This window comes from Paraburkholderia sp. BL23I1N1, assembly GCF_003610295.1.
Classification (GTDB): domain Bacteria; phylum Pseudomonadota; class Gammaproteobacteria; order Burkholderiales; family Burkholderiaceae; genus Paraburkholderia.
This window is the reverse complement of sequence record NZ_RAPV01000001.1, coordinates 2,620,285-2,635,574: the sequence shown is the minus strand read 5'-3', so window position 1 is coordinate 2,635,574 and position 15,290 is coordinate 2,620,285. Positions and strand designations below refer to the sequence as shown.

Genomic DNA, 15,290 nt, shown 5'->3' with positions numbered 1-15,290 from the left:
CGATAAACCTGTGAAGATCGCTCTGTCTGATTGACAGACTACTACCGCGGTCAGCCGGGAAAAACAGGCTGGACTTCCTTTAAGAACGGACAGGACGTCCTGACTGGAGCACCTGGAAGCCCGGCTTTATCGAATCAGGACAGCGTCAGTGCAGTTTGATCGACGGCCGGATGCGGGCGCGTAACCACTGGCTCACGGTTTCGATTGCCATGCGTGTCAGACCGGCGAGCGCGAACAGATGTCTGCGGTACACGAAAGCGTATAGACCACTGGCGGCGCGGCCACCCACGATGAGCGAGCGCAATCCAAGACCAAAATCGCCTTGATAGAGAGCGCCAGCGCGACCCAGCGAAACGACTGTTCCCGCATCGCGGAAGGTGAACCGGTCGACGCGCTTGCCGGTCAGACGGCGAAGAAAAGACTGGCTGAGGTAAACCGCTTGTTGATGCGCGACCTGAGCCCTGGGAGGCAGGAACACGCCAACGATCGATGAGGGACAGGCGGCACAATCGCCAAACGCAAAAATGCGTGGATCGCTCAGCGTCTGCAGCGTTTTATCGACCAGCACCTGGCCCTGGCGGTTCAACTCAACGCCGTCCAGTGCCTTGAGCAGAGGTGGGCCAGCAACGCCGGCGGCCCAGACGGTAATGTCGCTCGCCAGCTCCGTGCCCGTAACCGTTACGATCGAATCGGCCCGGACCTCGGAGACCGGGGTTGCAGTGAGCACGTCAACGTGAAGGCCCGCGAGGCGCGCATGCGTTTGCGCGGACACGCGCTGATCGAGGGCTGGCAGAATGCGTGGTCCACCTTCGATCAGGCGCACGCGAACGTCTCGCTCAGGTTCTAGCGAATTCAGCCGGTAGGTGGAAAGCAGATTGATTGCATTGCGCAGCGCCGCGGAAAGTTCCACGCCGGTTGCGCCGGCGCCGATCACATTGATGTTGACCGTTGGCTCCGGCAAGGCTGCACCGGCTTCTCGCAAATGATTGGCCCTTATGCAGGCAGTAAGAAGTTTTTGCCGGAATTCCTCGGCATGCTTGACGTTCTCCAGCGGCAACGCATACCGTTCAGCACCGGGAACGTTGAAGAAATTCGTCACGCTGCCGACTGCGAGCACCAGGCTGTCGTAGCGCAGCAGGCGTCGGGGAAGGACATCATTGCCATTCAGGTCCAGGATAGGACCGACCGTCGCCAGACATTCGGAGCGGTCGAGCGCTTCGAGTTCGCCCTGAACGAAGTGAAAACCGTGTCGCCTTGCCAGCGCAGCATATTCGATGTGGTGGCTCGCGGGATCCCGGTGGCCCGACGCTGCTTCATGCAAGAGGGGTTTCCAGAAGTGGGTCGGATAGCGGTCTACGAGTGTCACTTCGGACAATCCGCGCCGGCCAACCGTGTTGGCGAGCCGGGTGGCGAGCTCCAGACCGCCTGCGCCGCCGCCTACGATCAGAATCCGATGCAAGCCAGCGCGCTGCGGGTGGGTGGGTGGAGTGGTCGTACTCATGATTCGGTTCCTTTGTGAGCCGCGGTGCGGCGGGTAGTGACAAGCATTCGCCCGGCGTAGCACAGCAACCCGGCCACGCCGATGGTGATTTCCATGCCTTGAGGCGCCCCACTTTTCCAGAGCCCCACAGTCAGACTCGAGGGTCCCACCCCCGTCACGATTGCCAGCAGGGACAGCACGCGTGCTGCATCTGCCGGCTCATAGATATCGCGGGCAATCGTGCTTGCCAGCACCGAGGCGGCGCCCGCGCCAAGTGCCTGGAGGAAGCGAAAGGTCACCAGCGAGCCGATCGAGAACGACAGCACGCATGCGATGCTCGCCAGTGCGTAGGCCACGACCCCGCCGAACAACACCGGACGCGGCCCGATAGAGTCCGACAACGGGCCATACAGAAACATGCCAATTGAGAAGCCGAACATGAAACTCGTGAGCGTAGCCTGAGCGGCAGCCGCGTCGACCGAGAACGCGCACAGCCGGCGAGCGCCATAACGGCTACCGCAACGGCGAGCGCACGGCAGCGCGACATGCGCGGAGTGGACCGCGAGAGAGGTTTCATCGCTCAGCTCTTTGAGAGTGAATGGGAACAAACTGCTTTGCTGTGCAGGTACCAGGCTTGGGTAAAACTTGATGACGACTGCTGTATCACGGCTTAATCCGGGTAACCCTCAGGAGTTAAGATAATCGGCTCCTGGATCTGAATAAAGTGGGGCAATGCTCCTGATAATCTGGACAAAACGGCTATAGCGTTTCCGTGAGGCGATGTACCAGCGCAACACAAAGACGTGGCCGGCGAGTACATCGCGGTGTGGAGTCGGTGTACACCCGGCGTATCGACGATTTCGCCATGGCTTGCCTGGCGATTAACGTGACGGAGTCGTGCCGTGATCCTTCGCTACCACGCGGGCAAATTGACCGCTGTTGAAATCCGCCACAGCCTGCCGGATTTCCGCCGTTGTATTCATCACAAACGGTCCATATGCGGCGATGGGTTCGTCGATCGGTTCGCCGCTGAGCAGAAGTACCGTTGCATCATCAAGCGCTTCGACTTCGATGTCAGTGCCGCCGCGCCCAAGCAGGATCAGGTGCGCTACGTCAACCTGCTGGTCACCGTTGACGCGGATCCGGCCACGCAGCGCGACCAGCGCGAGGGTTCGGCCTTCGGGCAGCGTGAAGTGCGTCGTATGCCCGGCGGCAAGCCGCAGGTCCCATACGTCCATCGGCGTGAAGGTGCGCGCCGGTCCGCGCCTGCCGGCATACTCTCCGGCGATCACCCGTACAACGCCGATGCCATCGGGCAATGCGACCGACGGAATCTCGTGCGTGAGTACCGATTGATAACGCGGGTCGGTCATCTTGTGTCGTGCGGGCAGGTTGACCCACAACTGGACCATATCGAGCGTCCCGCCCGTCTTTGCGAAGTCGCGCGAATGGAATTCCGAGTGCAGGACCCCGGAGCCCGCGGTCATCCACTGCACGTCGCCGGGGCCGATTCGGCCACCGCCGCCCGAGGTGTCGCGATGCTCCAGTTCGCCCTCGTAGAGGATCGTCACCGTTTCGAAGCCGCGATGGGGATGCTGGCCAACACCGAGGCGCCGCCCGATTGGTGGGAAGTACTCGGGGCCGGCGAAATCCAGCATCAGGAACGGGCTCAGCTGTTGTCCCAGTGTCTCCGGCGAGAACAGCGTGCGCACAGGGAAACCGTCGCCAACCCAATGCGATTGAGCATTGGTGTAAGTGCCGAGAATTGTCTTGTTCATGTCAGGTCCTGTTGGACGGCCACGCAGGCCGTGTTGCGATATCGGACCCGGTAGACGGCGGCGAGGACCTGCGATGGCCGCCCGCCCGCGTCGCCGGGCTACCTGGAGGGCGTCTCAGAACGACGGCTTGTCCTTTGGCGCGAGGCGGGGAAAGAGTGTCCAGGCATTGGCATGATTGACCCCGGAGCGCTCTTCAGCCGTGAGGTCGTTATATGCGTCCAGTTGACTGGTGAAGGTGTCGGCGATATCTGCTGAGACGTAAGGAAAGTCGCTTCCGAACAGAATGCGCCCGCTTCCTGCAAATGCCTTGAGTGCCGGTATCGCAGCCGGGCTGGCCGACAGCGCCGTGTCGAAATAGAAGCGCTTGAATTTCGCCAGAATATCGGCTGGACTGTCGGCTTCTGGGCGGAATACGCGCGCGAGCTGGGCGAAGCGGTGAGATGCGTAAGGCAGAAAGCCACCCGCATGCGCGAGGATAATTCGCACGCGCGGATACCGGTCCACGACCCCGTTCACGACCAGTTGGACGGCTGCACGTGTGGTATCGAAGGGATAGTCGACCATCGGCGCGGCGACTCCCGCCAGCCCCTGAATCTGCGGGAGCCCCGGATGGATAAAGACCACGGCGCGGCGGCGATCGAGTTCCGCCCACAGTCGGTCGAAAACCGGCTCGGCGAGATAGTTGCCGTCGTAGTTCGAGAGCAGAATCACGCCATCGGCGTGGAGCGTGTCAAGCGCGTAGTCCAACTCGAGAAGCGCGTTATCGATGTCGGGGAGCGGTAGCGTGGCGAAATTGCCGAAGCGATCCGGATGCTTCGCGACCAGATCCGCCGTGTATTCGTTGACGCGTCTGGCCATGGTCCAGCGCTCGACTGCCTTCCAGCCCGCGACGCTGGGCGCCGTCAGTGAAAGGATGCCGGTGGCGATCTGCTGGGTGTCCATCATGTCGAGCGCGCTTTGTGGCGACCAATGGGGAACGACGGTACCCGAGCGGTCGCCACCATGCGAGGGAAGCCCGGCTGCCCAGAAGGGTGGTACGACGTGCTGGTGAACATCAATGCGATGAGCAGTAGTCATCTTATGCTCCGTATGCGTAGATAGTGATCAGGTGGCTCGCGGAGCAACCGGGGAGGTGGCTGCTCCGCTGCCGTGGTTCAGAACGGATAGGCGGGAAGTTGAGCGTGCACCGTGATCCATTGCCACTCGGTGAACTGGTCCGCGTTGCTCGACGCGCCGTGACCGAAACCGTTGCCGGAAATGCCAACACCGCCAATGGGACCGTAGATGCCATGCACGACGGTCTGGTCGTTGATGTGAATCACGCCGGAGTGCAGCGCATCGGCGATGCGTTGCGCGCGGGCGAGGTTAGGTGACACCACAGCCGCCGACAGCCCATATTCGGTTGCATTGGCCAGGGAGATAGCCTCCTCGTCGGTGCGGAAGGTTGTGATCGCCGCTACTGGCCCGAAGATTTCCTCTTCGAAGGCCGTCATGCCGGGCGTCACGCCAGCGATAACGGTCGGCTCCACGAACAGCCCCTTGCGCGAACCGCCGGTGAGCAGCTTTGCACCCTTGGCGACGGTCTGCGAAATGATCCGCTCGACATTGGCGGCCTGGCGTTCGCTGATGATCGGCCCGACCTGGACCTTGTCGTCGACGGGATTGCCGACGACGAGAGCCTTGGCCTTTCTCACGAGGGCCTCCACGTAGGCTTCGGCGATGTCCTCGTGGACGAGATGGCGGCCGGTGGTGAGACAGATCTGGCCCTGGTGGAAGAAGGAACCCCAGGCGCCGGCGCTCGCTGCGGTCTCGATGTCGGCATCGTTCAACACGATGAAGGGATTGTTGCCACCCAGTTCCAGCGAAACGCGCTTGAGCTGTCCGCTGGCGACCGAGCCGACCTCGCGGCCGACGCGGCTGGAGCCGGTAAAGCTGATCATGTTGATGAGCGGTTCCTTCACCAGTGCGGCGCCAGTCTCTGCCGCACCCGGCAGGACGTGGAACAGGCCTTTGGGCAGTCCCGCCTCCTCGAGCACACGGGCAAAGGCCACGCCACCGATAATCGCGGACTGCACGTCTGGCTTGAGCAGCACGGCGTTACCCATTGCCAGCGCCGGGCCGATTGCCCGCACGCCCAGGATGAACGGCGAATTCCAGGGGGTGATGATGCCGACCACGCCGAGCGGAATGCGACGCGCGATGCTCTGAAACCCGGGCTCCATGGTCTGGGTCAGGATGCCCAGAGGCTGGCTGCCCAGCGCGGCCGCTTCGAGAAGCTCGCGAGCCGTGACCTTCACTTCCCAGTGCGCCTTGGCGCGAATCGAGCCGGTTTCGCGGATCAACTGTTCCGTCAGTTCGTCGGCGTGCGCCAACACCAGACGTGCCGCTTCCCGAAGGACGTCCCCGCGCTGAGGCCCGGCCAGTTTGGCCCAGGCCTTCTGCGCTTCGCGTGCCGAAGCTGCGGCGGCAACGATGTCCTCAGCGGAGGCGATGCCGATCGTGCCGAGCTTCGCGCCGGTGGCTTTTTCGGTCACCTCTTCGCTACCGAGGCCCGGATGCTTCCATCCGTTGCTGTAGATCCTGCCATCCCATGTGTCTGCAGGCGTAAGTAATGTCGTGCTGTTCATTGAATATTCTCCAGAGAGCGATAGTTAATTTCAAAGTGATTTGGAATGCTAATTAACTAGCGAAGTGCTAATAGAATGGTTTGAAAAACGAATCCTCACTCTTGTCGGCTTTTCATGTCGTCCACTGTCGCGATCCCGCCTGTCGCGGCAGTGCGAGTTCAGGCGGAGAGTTTTGCCGCGATACGCTCTGCCATCATGATGGTTGTCACGTTGGTCGGGGCGGAGGGGATCTCCGGCATGATCGACGCATCGACCACGCGAAGCGAGTCGATATCGCGTACCTTGCCCCATGCATCCACCACCGCAGTCGGATCGGAGGCGCTTCCCATGGGTACAGTAGAGGTCGGATGGAGGTACGCCGCGACGTTCGCAACGATGTTTGCACGTAGCGTGGCATCGTCAACGGCAGCACCGGGCGCCATTTCATGATCGATCAGATCCGAGAACGGCGCGGTGCGACCGATGTTCCTTGATAGTTTTACCGCCTCCACCAGCCGGTCGAGATCGTTTGGGTCGTCGAAGAAATTGTAGTGAATCTGTGGTGCCGCGCGCGGATCCCGGCTTGCGAGGCGCAACTGCCCTAGCGACTTTGGCAGTGTCACCGCGCACGCGAGGACAATTGCGCCACCGGTTGGACTGACCTTCGGATCGATCAGGTGCGTCCCCGAAATCTGCAGGTCGAGCTCGTTGGGGCCGGCGCTCTGCGAACCTGTCCAGACGATCGCGCCCGAAGCGGGCGTCATCGCATTGGCTTCGCGCTTGAGCGCATAGACATTGTAGAAGAACGGATGGTCCTGAAGCCGGTTGCCGACGGGGAGGTCAGCAACGGTTGTGATGCCCAGGTCCGCCAGGTGCCGGGCAGGACCGATGCCGGAGCGCATCAGGATCGCGGGACTGCCGAACGCGCCTGAGGCAAGAATGACTTCACCTGCAGCAATGAACTCGCCATCGACCAGGTTCACGCCGACGGCGCGCTTGCGCTGAATCACGACATTGTTGACTTCGGCTTCGCCGCGGATCGTCAGATTCGGGCGAGCCCGCACGGCGGCGGTCAGATAGGCCATGCCCGTGTTGATCCGCACGCCGTCGATGACATTCAGCGTATAGAAGCCAACGCCGCGCGGATCCGGGCCATTGAGATCCGATACGTGCTTCAGTCCCTGTGCCTGCGCGCCTTCGACGAAGGCGCGCATCGAGGGCGTGTCTTCCGCGCCTGTCTGCTGACGAATCGGGAACGGCCCGTTGCGTCCGTGCCACGCGTCCTCGCCGGAAGGGGTGTTTTCCATCGCCTTGAAGGCAGGTAACACGTCGTTCCACGTCCACCCTTCGATGCCGCGTTGGGTCCAGCGCGCAAAATCAGCGGGCCGGGCGCGCATCGCAACGGCGGCGTTCACCGCCGAACTGCCGCCGACCACGCGGCCACGCGGTACTGGAATATCGTGGCCAAGCCGTGCGGCATCCTCGGTGTGGTAGTGCCAGTCGTAGGCGGGCGAACCGGCGACGATGTTCGCGTTCCTGAGCACCGGCGGATAGCTGTCGGGGGCAAAATTCGGCCCCGCTTCCAGCAGCAGTACGTTGCGCTTGCGGTCGGCGCTCAAGCGGGCGGCCAGCACCGCACCGGCTGATCCGCCACCTACGATCACCACGTCGAATGCTTTTCCGGTCTTCCCGGTCTGTACGCTTGCCGCAGCCTTGAGACCTGTGATTGCCGTCATCGCCGCAGCGGCTCCGGCGACGAGAACCTCACGTCTGGACATCTTCATTGTCGTTCTCCTGGACATATTTCCGACGCACGATGGCGCCCGGAAAGTTAGCCGGGCGTTATCGACCGGCTGTGCATGCAGGATGGCCCCGGATCGAAGGTTCAACAAGCCGGATAGATTGGAAGCTATGTCCAACTCAGTGGACAACCCCGGTCAGCAAACGACTTTTGGAATTCGCTCGGCCAGGAAATCGAGGAATGCGCGCACCGATGGCAGCATGCCGTTGCGAAACGGAATGACCGCTGTGATCGTGGCCTCACCGGCGAGCCAGTCGGGGAGGATCCGTTCGAGGGCCCCCGAGCGCACGGCGTCGCTGCAAACGTAGTTGGGCAGCGCGACGATACCGAGGGCGTCCTCCGCAGCCTGTTTGAGCGTGACGATGTCGTTGCCAGCCAGACGGGGCTTGAGCGGCACGACGACTTCTCCCTGCGTTGCATGCTTCAGCTTCCACGCGAGCGGATTGCCGTGTCTGAGCATCACCAGCGTTTCGTGTCCTGCGAGGTCGTCAGTCGTAAGCGGCACGCCACGGCGCTGGAGATACCCCGGCGCGGCGAAAAGGTGCCATGGAGCAGGCGCCAGACTACGCTGCACCAGCGTCGAGTCCGATAGCGGCCCGGTGTGAGCACGTAGCGCAAGATCATAGCTGCCGCCGACAATATCGACCTGGTCGTCACTGACGTGCTGGATGACATTGATCTTCGGATAACGTCTGATGAAGTCGGGCAGTATGTGCCGCATGGCAAACAGGGAGGTCGCCACTGCGGTGGTGAAGCGAATCGTTCCGCTCGGTTCGGCGAGCCGTTCGCGGACGGCACTTTCGGCAAGTTCCGCCCGTTCCAGCGTGGCGACCGCGTGACGATAGAACAGGTCGCCCGCATCCGTCATGCTCAGACTTCTTGATGTCCGGTTCAACAAACGGACCCCTAGCGAGGCCTCGAGCTGCTGCAGACGATGACTTACCGTGGACTTCGGAACGTCAAGATTGCGGCTTGCGGCGGTGAGGCCTCCACATTCCACGATGCGGACGAAATAACGGAAGTCATTGAGATCTAGCATATGCGCCCCTGGTAGTCCAATGGAATAGACAATGTCATTCTATCCGTGACGTCTGTTGGACATCGGCGAGTGGCGCAGTCCTATCTTCATGATCGGGTGGCAGACGCGCGGCGGTCGGAAGCTGCGCGACGTCGATTCATGGCGACAAATCCCGCACTCAGAAAGTCGATGAGTGGTCCGCCCTGCGATGGGTCTCCCGACTTTGCGCCGTGCCTGGACAATCGTTCGACCCGTCTATCGGCAATCGTCATGAGCAGCGCGCCTAGCGCGTATTCGTATTCCCAGATGATCTGGTCGCGCGAGCATTCGGGCAACGCACGCTGCATGGCGTCGACGAATGCGTTCGCCAGCGGATCATAGAAAGTCTTCCCCGGTGAGATCGACCCGGCCGAGCAGTGCCGCTGATGCCGCGAAATTTGTGTAGGGCACGACCGGTCATCGTCCACGATGAGCACCGCGTCACGTTCGCCCAGTTGTTCAACAACATAACTCCCGTAGTACATCGCGGGCGGCATCGGCATCCCACTGTGCCCGCTCCAACAGGTGCTGCACGCTGTCGGGTGTCGCTTCGCCGATCCATTCGGCAACCTGCCAGCCGTTCTTACGTTCGACCGTGCCCAACAGGCCCTTCAGGTACGCGAGCGAGCGCTGTCGGGGCTCGGGACACCCGAACAGTTCTCCGAGCCGCTGGTGCAGCGCCTCTAGTTCGTGCTCCCACGCCTTTGCAGTCGAAAGCATAACTTGATTAAATAGTTATACTAAATATTTATTGGTATGGTAAAAGATCTACGGCTGCAGTACTAAGAGGGATGCGATTCCCGACAGTGCGGACAACATGTCCGGTTCGCGCATGTCTTCTGTGCACGTGCGAATTTCCACGGATTAACGGACGGCCTGCCAGTTGTTCAATCTGCTTGCGTAGTCTTCGCACTGCCTAATGCCAGGCTCACGAATTGGGTCGCTCGTGCATTGGCGTCGCCGTAACGATGCGCGATATACAGCGTGGTGGTGGTGTCGGGTTCGTCGAGTGTCCGGAAGACAACACCCGGAACGGCGATGGCTTGTAAAGTCGCCGGCACGAGGGCAATACCGAGGCCGGTTGCAGTCAGTCCGATGAGCGTGGAAGCTTGCTGCGCTTCCTGCACGACTTGCGGTTCAAAGCCGCGTTTCGCGCACAGTGCGAAGGTCGTGGAGACTACAGGCACCACCAGAAAAAACGCGTCCCAGAGATGAATCGGTCCTTTCGTGATCTGAGTGACGTTGAGGTTGCCCTGCAGTAGGTTTACGAACGCGCTGAGGCTGCCGGAAAGCGGTTTCCAGGCCGCCACGACGAAAGCCTGATGGAGCTTCATTGCCGCGATGAAAACGTCGCGCCGCGCCTCGAACAGCTCCGGAAAATCGTAGGGGGCGGCGCGATGCAACGTCTCGCGTTCCAGCTTCGACAGATCCCATTGCTGCATCTTGTCACCAGGAATCTGCGAGGCGGACAGCGCACGTTGCACCTGATTCAGGTCCACCTCGGCCTGCATCATTTGAGCCTGAGCTTTATCAACCTGTCGCTGTGTTGCGTCGACGAGGGCTTGCGCCTCGGTTCTGTTGCAATAGCGGAGGCTGGTATGCTGCGGGACCTTACGGAATGACGTGAACGACAATGAAAGCGCTGAGTCCGACGGTAGCCAAAGTGCTGAAGCGGTTGCACTATCCGCTCGAGATAATGTTGGTGTGCGTGCGTTGGTACGTGGCCTACCCGCTCAGCTTGCGCAATCTTGAGGAAATGATGGCCGAACGGGGGATCGCGGTCGATCATTCGACCGTGCACCGCTGGTCCATCAAGCTTCTGCCGGTGCTTGAAAAGGCGTTCCGTCGCTGCAAGCGCCCGGTCGGCAAGAGCTGGCGGATGGACGAAACCTATGTGAAGGTCCGTGGCACATGGAAGTATCTCTACCGCGCCGTCGACAAGGCCGGCAACACAGTTGACTTCCTGCTGCGAGCCAAGCGGGACAAGCAGGCGGGCCGACGGTACTTCGAGAAGGCCATCGATCAGAATGGCGCCCCTGAAACCGTAACCATCGACAGGAGCGGTGCCAATCTGGCCGGGCTACATGCCGTGAATACTGAGCGTGAGACGCCCATCAAGATCCGCCAGGCCAAGTATCTGAACAATATCGTGGAACAAGACCATCGGGCGATCAAGCGCCGTACCCGGCCCATGTTGGGATTCCATGATTTTCGTTGTGCCCGCATCTTGTTGAGTGGCATCGAACTCATGCATATGATCGCCAAAGGGCAGATGAAAGACGCACGCAAACTCAAGCCATCGGCCGCCCGGCAATTCTACTCGTTGGCGATGTAAGCAATCCTTATCATATCGATATCGTTCGCCCAAATCGCCTTACCGCGACAGAACCCCGATGAGCGCCCACATTGGCCAATTCCTTCGTTGCGCAATGCCTCGCGGAGGGGGAAGATCGATATTGATTTGTAATCCTTGCTATTAAATCGCCTGTTTTTGGCGGCAACATGTAGGCTCGCCAGCTTGCGCTGCACCTCATTTCTGTCTCCAGGACGATTGGTCTCGCGGAAGCATGGTCTGCGGGTCATATACTGCGAGCTGATCGTCGGGTCCGAGCTCATCCACGTACAGGACAAGATTTACGCCATCCGGTGACAGGCGTGACCGAAACAGGATTCCCTTTCCGCCAGCTGCAATTACTTCGTCACCGATTATCCAGCTCGGCGGTTCGATGCGCTGGTTAAACCAGCAAGCGCGCCAGTCACAATAAAAATCCTCCCACATCTCAGACCAGATGCCACTTTGATACCCGCTGGTGAAATCCACGACCGGATCAAGCGTCATTCGATAACTGACGAGCGTGCCAGGAGGCATTAACGGAGAAACCTGCTGATACTCCAGCACGGCGGTGTTGACGTCGAGCGCGAGATACAAGGCGTTAAGCCCAATGCGGTTAGCGCGACCGCCATGCCGTCCGGCGCCGGCGCCGCTTGTCGGTGCAACCGCCCACTTCGGCACGTGCATACGATATGCCGTCACTTCGGAGAAGCTTTTCAGAATCATCCTGCCGCGCCTGCCTCGAACGATGAAACGTAGCGAAGCAGGTCGTCGGTGCGGCCGGCGGATACCAGCTGTTCTGCTGTCTTGTAATCAAAAACAGCCAATGGCTCGTTTCGATACCAGAAAAGCGCCTGGTTGACGTCACCCGAGATATCGGTCGCCGCCCGGATAACGCGAAGTGCTTCCCGCAAAAACCGCTGGACGCTCTCCGAGGCAGGCTGACGGCTCAGCGTATTGCGATGCACGTGCGCCTGCAGGGCGAGCGTTTGCAGGTCAATATGAAGAGCCTCGCCAAAGCGACGGGCAGACACGATTGGCGCAGCGCTGTCTGGATCGCGCAGCGACGCCATAAACTGTTCAAAGCTAACGCCGACGTTCGGCCGTAGGACGGTCTCGGGGCTCATCACGGAGGCTCCATGCACAATTTGTGCACAATAATAGCACAAAAGTGGCGAGGGATCAGAGCACGCCAGGCGAATCGATCACTCGCGGTCTGGCGGTGAGCAGGTCACGACGTGATGGTCAGCTTCATGTCTATGTTGAACCGCGATATACCGACCGCAGAGCGCGCGCCGGCATCAACTCGACCGAAATAGCCTCGATGATCCCGGAGCGGTTCACTACATGTAGGCGCCGGTCCTTGGCGCTGCAACCGCTCGTGTCACAGATCTCGCGCGTGCACCGACGCAGGTTCGGCCAATGAAAGCAAAATTCCTGCGAAAATCGGCTCGGGCCATTGATAGCAGCATAATTTTTCAGTTCTACCGCCGCGAGAAATTCCGGGGATCAAACGTCATCGGCGAGGTCCCTGATCTCGAGCCTGAATTGCCAGCCTTCAAAGGCAGCGAGCATTCGCCCGAAGTCGTCCCAGCCGATTTCCCTGCCATCCACGACCACGACCGGAACTTCGCCGGGCCCTGCCGGATCGGATGAAATAAGTCCCCGCTCGGTTTGGTCACGGATCTGAAACTGGCTGCCGTTGATTGCCAGATACTTGACTGCCAATGCGCGCCTCATTTTTTCAACGAGGCGGCCAAGCAGGGCCAGCACGTCATCTTCCGGTTTGCCGATGATCCGGAATTCATAACCCCGGCGCGGAATCCGTCCTGAATCTCGAAGGCATCAAGGACGAGCATGGTGGCCAGCAAACGCATCTGGAAATGGAACTGATGCGCGGCGCCGCTACAATCGATCATCCGGATGGGTTCCAGCCGCACGTTTTCGAAGTCGGTCACGCCGCTGCGCTTTGCGACTTCGGCATTGAAACACTGGGTGCAAAGCAGGCGATAACCTCCCTCGACAGAGCCGTAGTGGATTGCATCATACGAAGCAGTAGGCTGCGCACACTGTTCGCATCGGTCTTTTTTCATTTGACGCTCCGTGGCCGGCGGGTCGGCTTTCCGGCAAGGGGACGAAAGCGATGCAGTTCAGGAGGTTGGTTGCGGCCAGCATCACGTACCTGTCACTGTCTTCCGGGTCTATACGTTCGAGCCAGTCCGCCGTCCGTGCCCCTATGCATGCCAGCAGATTCTGCTCAGGATGATTTCGCAGGTATTGCTGCATCAGGCGATCCTGCTGCGGCGGGCTCAGGTCTTCGCCCGGCCTGATGGTGGTCACGTGGATCCGCTGCTGCAATTCCTGATCGTCTTCTGTGATCAGCGGCCACGTCCAGGCCGATTCTTTCATCGCCTGAAAGCAGAGAAGCAGAAGCTCGATGGCGAACCCCGTCTTTTCCATCAAGACACCGAGCTTCGGAAGGACGAAAACGGAGCCGAGCATATGAGGCTGGGCAAGGAATATTTCGTCGGTCAAGGCCTCTTTCTGTTGGAGGTTCATAGCCTCGACGGCTCTCATGGCCCGTGCCACTGCGTCCAGAGAAATGCGGGTCATTCGGGTTTTCTCCCTCATGCTGGATGGCGATGACCGCGCGCGTGCCGGTGCCGCGGCAGCGGAAGCCGGCGGGGCCGGGAAGTTCGAGACGAATATGGACGTCGAATGCTTCACGGCGACCGATGGAATGAGGATGCTCGACCATCGTGACAGAGACTGTCCGGGCTGCGGTGCCCGCTGCTCTCCCACGGCGAGTGCATGACGGCGGTCGTGCTCGACGTGCAGATGGATGCCGGTCGTTGCGATCAACCGGTGCCGCAGGTTTTGCCGGATGAAGGGCAGGTTGGTGTCGCCGCCAGACCAGGCTCGTGGCCGACGATACCGATGGCGGCTCCTGTATCCGTAGAAGCGATCGGCCCACATGGCGTTCCTGAAAAATCTCACCATAACGACGATTGTCATCCATCAATACGCAACTAACTGTCTAGGCCAACGATGCAAACGTCCAACCCAAAACCGTCTGCAAGGGTGGATGACCTGAATCCTGGTCTGGGACTAATTTATCTCCGTCGATCGTGACCCAGCGGCGGAAACCGAACGGTTTTTCGGTTGACGATTGCGCAGCCGCCGTCTCGCCGGATGGGCGCGCCGTGGTTTTCACGCTGTCGGTCCGCGGCCGCGTGGTCGAAGGCGCCGTTGCGCGTGACGCGCTCGAACAGCATTTCTGGCTGACGCGTGACGCCGACGCGGCGCCCACGCTCAGGACATTCGGCTACGGTCGGAATCGCATCGTGGCGCTCGCGCAGAGAACGCACCTTGCGCGGCCGGACGTGCAGCGGCTTCGATAAACGCACGACCGTTGTGTTGTCGAGACCATTCTGAAGTGTCGTAGCGCTGGCCAGATAGAGATGTCGGTTTTTGACGTTGAGTTTGACTCTGTCTTTAACGGTTTTAATCTCACGCAGCGTTGAAGGACAGCGCGTGAACGGGCAGGGCGTGTCAGTCCGTTCAGCCAGATCCTGCAGACCGACGGCCAGGTTTGCGCAGTTGCTTCGGCTGATTGCGTTGCGCCAGCTGCACGATCACTTCATCGACGTCGGCCTTTGTGAACTCGCGCTGCTTCTTCGTGCCCGGTTTGCGCCGGTCACGTTCGGCCGCCAACCCACGATTCGTGCGTGACGGCGAACCCGATGCGCGCCGGTCATCACGCTGCGCCTGCAACGCCTGCGCGACCTGCAGTGCATGACCGTGCCGCTTGTGTTCGATCACCGCGCCCTGATCGATCGCGGAGAGCCGGTCATAGGGGATGCAGGGAAGGGCAGTGCCGTTCGCCCTCACCTCAATCCGGCCGTCCGGATACTCCCACACGTCGATATACCGGTGAATCAGCCTGCGGTTCGCCGGCGTGTCCGCCAGCAGGTACATCACGCGGTCGTACTGCACCGTCAGCGACTTCGGCACGCGCCGCAGTGTCGGGTAGCAGCGACGCATTACTGCGCCGCCGCCCCCTTGGAACTGTACGTGCGACTTTCGCCGCATACAGCTCGAGCCTTTCAAAGCCCATGTGAATGAGCCGGTTTCACAACTGAGAGTCCGGGAGCACGCGCGACGCGGTGACATTCCGGATGCAACATCATCAGATTGCCTGTCGTGTCCTTACCGCCATCGATTTTCCGAACCACG

18 protein-coding genes and 1 pseudogene are annotated in these 15,290 nt (G+C 60.6%); 2 read left to right on the top strand and 17 right to left on the bottom strand.

What is annotated here, in order from left to right; all coding sequences use genetic code 11:
• Nucleotides 1-145: 145 nt before the first annotated feature.
• The 10 genes and pseudogenes from B0G76_RS12375 to B0G76_RS12335 all read right to left on the bottom strand — a co-directional run bounded on the left by B0G76_RS12375 (nt 146) and on the right by B0G76_RS12335 (nt 10,356).
• On the bottom strand, nt 146-1,501 hold the full coding sequence (locus B0G76_RS12375) for an NAD(P)/FAD-dependent oxidoreductase (protein ID WP_120292477.1): 1,356 nt from the start codon (nt 1,499-1,501) through the stop codon (nt 146-148).
• Between the two features lie 113 nt (nt 1,502-1,614).
• Nucleotides 1,615-1,965: pseudogene (locus B0G76_RS12370) on the bottom strand (MFS transporter); the annotation flags it as partial.
• Nucleotides 1,966-2,361: 396 nt separating this feature from the next.
• Nucleotides 2,362-3,258 carry a pirin family protein gene (locus tag B0G76_RS12365; RefSeq protein ID WP_120292475.1) on the bottom strand — a complete coding sequence of 299 codons (897 nt, stop codon included), beginning with the start codon at nt 3,256-3,258 and terminating at the stop codon, nt 2,362-2,364.
• A 114-nt stretch (nt 3,259-3,372) separates the two neighbouring features.
• Entirely contained in the window at nt 3,373-4,335 is a 963-nt protein-coding gene (locus B0G76_RS12360; RefSeq protein ID WP_120292473.1) for an amidohydrolase family protein, read from the bottom strand.
• A gap of 77 nt (nt 4,336-4,412) precedes the next feature.
• Complete coding sequence (locus tag B0G76_RS12355) at nt 4,413-5,885, bottom strand: benzaldehyde dehydrogenase (protein WP_120292471.1); 1,473 nt, start codon at nt 5,883-5,885, stop codon at nt 4,413-4,415.
• 158 nt (nt 5,886-6,043) lie between these two features.
• Nucleotides 6,044-7,648, bottom strand: coding sequence for a GMC family oxidoreductase (locus B0G76_RS12350; protein ID WP_120292469.1), 1,605 nt, complete (start codon nt 7,646-7,648; stop codon nt 6,044-6,046).
• A gap of 153 nt (nt 7,649-7,801) precedes the next feature.
• On the bottom strand, nt 7,802-8,704 hold the full coding sequence (locus B0G76_RS12345) for a LysR substrate-binding domain-containing protein (protein ID WP_120292467.1): 903 nt from the start codon (nt 8,702-8,704) through the stop codon (nt 7,802-7,804).
• Between the two features lie 86 nt (nt 8,705-8,790).
• Entirely contained in the window at nt 8,791-9,207 is a 417-nt protein-coding gene (locus B0G76_RS44780) for a hypothetical protein (RefSeq protein WP_409076753.1), read from the bottom strand.
• Nucleotides 9,182-9,442: a transposase gene (locus tag B0G76_RS12340; protein WP_409076712.1), complete on the bottom strand. Its 261-nt coding sequence runs from the start codon at nt 9,440-9,442 to the stop codon at nt 9,182-9,184. The genes B0G76_RS44780 and B0G76_RS12340 overlap by 26 nt, the downstream gene beginning before the upstream one ends.
• Before the next feature lie 167 nt (nt 9,443-9,609).
• Nucleotides 9,610-10,356, bottom strand: a complete 747-nt coding sequence (locus B0G76_RS12335) for a LysR family substrate-binding domain-containing protein (protein WP_147394035.1) — start codon at nt 10,354-10,356, stop codon at nt 9,610-9,612.
• Between B0G76_RS12335 and B0G76_RS12330 the strand changes: the two genes are divergently transcribed.
• Nucleotides 10,356-11,057, top strand: a complete 702-nt coding sequence (locus B0G76_RS12330; protein ID WP_120292464.1) for an IS6 family transposase — start codon at nt 10,356-10,358, stop codon at nt 11,055-11,057. The genes B0G76_RS12335 and B0G76_RS12330 overlap by 1 nt on opposite strands.
• A gap of 195 nt (nt 11,058-11,252) precedes the next feature.
• On the opposite strand, the gene B0G76_RS12325 is transcribed toward B0G76_RS12330, so the two are convergent.
• The 5 genes from B0G76_RS12325 to B0G76_RS42850 all read right to left on the bottom strand — a co-directional run bounded on the left by B0G76_RS12325 (nt 11,253) and on the right by B0G76_RS42850 (nt 14,030).
• Nucleotides 11,253-11,780 carry an RES family NAD+ phosphorylase gene (locus tag B0G76_RS12325; RefSeq protein ID WP_120292462.1) on the bottom strand — a complete coding sequence of 176 codons (528 nt, stop codon included), beginning with the start codon at nt 11,778-11,780 and terminating at the stop codon, nt 11,253-11,255.
• Nucleotides 11,777-12,181 (bottom strand): DUF2384 domain-containing protein, encoded by a 405-nt coding sequence (locus B0G76_RS12320; protein WP_120292460.1) that lies wholly within the window; start codon nt 12,179-12,181, stop codon nt 11,777-11,779. Before B0G76_RS12320 ends, B0G76_RS12325 begins: the two co-directional genes overlap by 4 nt.
• A 382-nt stretch (nt 12,182-12,563) precedes the next feature.
• Entirely contained in the window at nt 12,564-12,827 is a 264-nt protein-coding gene (locus B0G76_RS43705; protein ID WP_259460559.1) for a hypothetical protein, read from the bottom strand.
• Nucleotides 12,791-13,147, bottom strand: a complete 357-nt coding sequence (locus B0G76_RS43700; protein ID WP_259460558.1) for a hypothetical protein — start codon at nt 13,145-13,147, stop codon at nt 12,791-12,793. Before B0G76_RS43700 ends, B0G76_RS43705 begins: the two co-directional genes overlap by 37 nt.
• Complete coding sequence (locus B0G76_RS42850) at nt 13,098-14,030, bottom strand: hypothetical protein (protein WP_183082033.1); 933 nt, start codon at nt 14,028-14,030, stop codon at nt 13,098-13,100. The genes B0G76_RS43700 and B0G76_RS42850 overlap by 50 nt, the downstream gene beginning before the upstream one ends.
• Before the next feature lie 152 nt (nt 14,031-14,182).
• Between B0G76_RS42850 and B0G76_RS12300 the strand changes: the two genes are divergently transcribed.
• Complete coding sequence (locus tag B0G76_RS12300) at nt 14,183-14,455, top strand: DUF1488 family protein (RefSeq protein WP_120292456.1); 273 nt, start codon at nt 14,183-14,185, stop codon at nt 14,453-14,455.
• Between the two features lie 160 nt (nt 14,456-14,615).
• Here B0G76_RS12300 and B0G76_RS12295 read toward each other — a convergent pair whose 3' ends face one another.
• Both B0G76_RS12295 and B0G76_RS44775 read right to left on the bottom strand, forming a co-directional pair.
• Nucleotides 14,616-15,098 carry a hypothetical protein gene (locus tag B0G76_RS12295; RefSeq protein WP_183082032.1) on the bottom strand — a complete coding sequence of 161 codons (483 nt, stop codon included), beginning with the start codon at nt 15,096-15,098 and terminating at the stop codon, nt 14,616-14,618.
• A 62-nt stretch (nt 15,099-15,160) separates the two neighbouring features.
• Entirely contained in the window at nt 15,161-15,289 is a 129-nt protein-coding gene (locus tag B0G76_RS44775) for an HNH endonuclease (protein WP_220700744.1), read from the bottom strand.
• Between the last annotated feature and the right edge of the window lies 1 nt (nt 15,290).

Bases quoted from the DNA above. Each gene is read 5' to 3' on its own strand.
- B0G76_RS42850 (WP_183082033.1), bottom strand. From the start codon at position 14,030: ATGTGGGCCGATCGCTTCTACGGATACAGGAGCCGCCATCGGTATCGT.
- B0G76_RS12330 (WP_120292464.1), top strand. From the start codon at position 10,356: ATGAAAGCGCTGAGTCCGACGGTAGCCAAAGTGCTGAAGCGGTTGCAC.
- B0G76_RS12360 (WP_120292473.1), bottom strand. From the start codon at position 4,335: ATGACTACTGCTCATCGCATTGATGTTCACCAGCACGTCGTACCACCC.
- B0G76_RS12295 (WP_183082032.1), bottom strand. From the start codon at position 15,098: ATGCGTCGCTGCTACCCGACACTGCGGCGCGTGCCGAAGTCGCTGACG.
- B0G76_RS12350 (WP_120292469.1), bottom strand. From the start codon at position 7,648: ATGAAGATGTCCAGACGTGAGGTTCTCGTCGCCGGAGCCGCTGCGGCG.
- B0G76_RS43700 (WP_259460558.1), bottom strand. From the start codon at position 13,147: ATGAAAAAAGACCGATGCGAACAGTGTGCGCAGCCTACTGCTTCGTAT.
- B0G76_RS12345 (WP_120292467.1), bottom strand. From the start codon at position 8,704: ATGCTAGATCTCAATGACTTCCGTTATTTCGTCCGCATCGTGGAATGT.
- B0G76_RS12365 (WP_120292475.1), bottom strand. From the start codon at position 3,258: ATGAACAAGACAATTCTCGGCACTTACACCAATGCTCAATCGCATTGG.
- B0G76_RS44780 (WP_409076753.1), bottom strand. From the start codon at position 9,207: ATGTACTACGGGAGTTATGTTGTTGAACAACTGGGCGAACGTGACGCG.
- B0G76_RS12340 (WP_409076712.1), bottom strand. From the start codon at position 9,442: ATGCTTTCGACTGCAAAGGCGTGGGAGCACGAACTAGAGGCGCTGCAC.
- B0G76_RS12325 (WP_120292462.1), bottom strand. From the start codon at position 11,780: ATGATTCTGAAAAGCTTCTCCGAAGTGACGGCATATCGTATGCACGTG.
- B0G76_RS12355 (WP_120292471.1), bottom strand. From the start codon at position 5,885: ATGAACAGCACGACATTACTTACGCCTGCAGACACATGGGATGGCAGG.
- B0G76_RS12320 (WP_120292460.1), bottom strand. From the start codon at position 12,181: ATGAGCCCCGAGACCGTCCTACGGCCGAACGTCGGCGTTAGCTTTGAA.
- B0G76_RS12375 (WP_120292477.1), bottom strand. From the start codon at position 1,501: ATGAGTACGACCACTCCACCCACCCACCCGCAGCGCGCTGGCTTGCAT.